General features: G+C 35.3%; 3 protein-coding genes. All 3 read left to right on the top strand.

What is annotated here, in order from left to right; genetic code table 11:
* The first annotated feature begins 21 nt into the window (after window positions 1-21).
* Window positions 22-1299: a hypothetical protein gene (locus Q0U66_RS05770; protein ID WP_297378596.1), complete on the top strand. Its 1278-nt coding sequence runs from the start codon at window positions 22-24 to the stop codon at window positions 1297-1299.
* 94 nt (window positions 1300-1393) lie between these two features.
* On the top strand, window positions 1394-1837 hold the full coding sequence (locus Q0U66_RS05765) for an FMN-binding protein (protein WP_297378593.1): 444 nt from the start codon (window positions 1394-1396) through the stop codon (window positions 1835-1837).
* 171 nt (window positions 1838-2008) lie between these two features.
* On the top strand, window positions 2009-2591 hold a 583-nt coding region (locus Q0U66_RS05760; protein WP_297378590.1), incomplete at its 3' end, for an adhesin domain containing protein.

Genomic DNA, 2591 nt, shown 5'->3' with positions numbered 1-2591 from the left:
TTTTACGAGAAATGAGGAGAAATGACAGAACAATTAAGAACAAATATTAGAAAAGATAGAATAAAAAGGTCCATCATCATGGCCTTTGCCTATGTGGGAGTTTTGACTGGAGCGGGTCTTGCTTCAGGCCAAGAACTCATACAATATTTTGTAGGATTTGGGGTGCCAGGCCTCATAGCCGTTACCGTGACAGGGCTTCTTCATGTAGCCTTTGGTTATATCCTATTATCAATGGGTTCATACTTTTTAGCTAGCGAACATAGTGAGGTCTTGGAGCAAATGACCCATCCGATTGTTGTTAAATTGCTAGATATAGCCCTTACCATCACCTGTTTTGTAATAGGTTTTGTAATGATAGCAGGGGCAGGTTCAAACCTAAACCAACAATTCGCCTTACCAAACTGGGTTGGTGCCGTGATATGTGCTGCTTTGATTATCATAGTTAGTCAATTTGACTTTGACAAAGTCTCAGCAGTTATCGGGTCTTTCACACCACTGATAGTATTTTTCATAGTACTAGCTACCATCTACACAATATTTTGGGCCGATGTAGACCTACAAGCATCTGCTGAACTAGCAAAAACCCAAACCAAGGCTATAAATAACGTAGCCCTATCAAGCTTAAACTACTTTGCTATGTGTATGATGACAGGGGTATCCATGGCCTTTGTCTTAGGTGGGGAAGAATTCAACAACAAGGTTTCAAAAACAGCCGGTATCTTTGGTGGATTCATTGTAGGACTTATCACAACAGTTGCAACCTTTACCTTGTATGCAAACCTACCAGTGATTATAGCTTCAGACTTGCCAATGCAAGCAGTTATTACAAACATTCATCCTGTATTGGGAATGCTGATGTCCCTAGTTATCTATGGAATGATTTTCAACACCGGTATTTCTTTATACTATGCCCTAGCAAGAAGAATAGCTGGAGATGACAAAAAGAAATTCAACCTGACATTAATCATTCTAGTAGTTATAGGATTTGGACTTTCCTTTGTAGGATTTAAAAAACTTGTAGGTATTATGTATCCAATTATTGGTTATATGGGAATAGTCTTGATCCTAGTTATCGCTATAGGTTGGATCAAAAACAAGTCAAAGATTGAGAAGGAAGCTGAAATCAGAAATAGGATTTACGACCTTACCTTTGCCAAAAAAGACCCAGGCCAAGATTTTTCAAAGAAAGACTCTAAAGAGTTAGAAAGACTTAAAGACCAGGCCATGGCAGAAGATGAAGACTTTAAAGAAAATGTCGGATCAGAAATAGATGACCATATAGATAATATAAATGAATAAACTTGAAGAATGAATGCTTAAGAAGAATTTAAATTTTTATTATTATGAAAAAATGTGATATAATAGTCCATATCAAAAAAATAAGGGAGGAATAATGAAAAAGACATTATCAATTTTATTAGCTTTAGTTCTAGTACTTAGCTTAGTAGCATGTACAGAAAGAAAGCAACCAACAGAAACTAAGACAGAAACAAAGGCTGAAGCTCCAGCTGAAACAACAAAAGAAACAGCTAAGGAAACAGTAAAAGAAACAACTGCAGAAGCTGAAGCACCAGCTGAGTTAAAAGATGGTACTTACGAAGGTACAGCAAAAGGACACAACGCTGACTTAAAAGTTGAAGTTAAAGTTGAAGGTGGAAAGATAACTTCAGTAGAAGTTAAAGAACACGCTGAAACAGAAGGCTTAGCAGATGCAGCATTAAAAGATATACCAGCAGCTATAGTAGCAGCTAACTCAACAGATGTTGACAGTATTGCTACAGCAACAGTAACATCTGATGCTATCAAAGCAGCTGTAAAAGATGCATTAAGTAAATAACATTAAGGTTAAATTCCAAAGTTATTGCTTTGGAATTTTTTCTTCTAAAAATATAAATTAATTTTTACATAATTATAGTAAATTTTTTCCTATATAACTACTATAATCAACATATAAGGATGTTAGACAAATACTCTAAAAAAATAGGAAAATACTATAAAGGAGAAAAAAATGATTAAAGATAGTATTAAAACAAGAAAAATCTTAAGCTTTCTTTTAGCATTTGCTTTACTTGTAAGCTTTATACCAATGAACTTGGTACAAGCTGCAAATGAGATGAATTATACTAAAGATGAAGCTAAGATAAAAGGCTATAACGGCAAAGAGCGCTATAGACAAACTGATTTGCAACCGGGAGACACCAATCAAAACTTAGTTAAAACTGATGAAAAGGTAGAAAAAGACGGTTTTAAGTTCGAGCTTAAAAACCCATCAGAAACATCACCAAGTAAGACCGAATATGGTTACCAAATAACCATAGACAAGAAAACTGGTCAGAGAACCTATACCAAGGTTACTGTAACTGATTCTGGTCTTATTCCTATAAATACTGGAAATAAGCCAATGATGGGTCAGGGAGATAAATTAACTGCTGAATCTCCTGCTGTAAGCTACAAGCCACAAGAAAATACAGAGTTAGCATCTAGTGGGAGACAAAGAAACTTAAACTACGAAGCAAGTAATGAAACTTTAGAGCACATCAATAACAAGGATAATGACTCTACTTCCTTTGGTTTCAAGGATAATTACACTC

Origin of the sequence: uncultured Helcococcus sp., assembly GCF_946998255.1 — a bacterium.
GTDB lineage: Bacteria > Bacillota > Clostridia > Tissierellales > Peptoniphilaceae > Helcococcus.
This window is presented reverse-complemented; position numbering and strand designations above follow the sequence as displayed.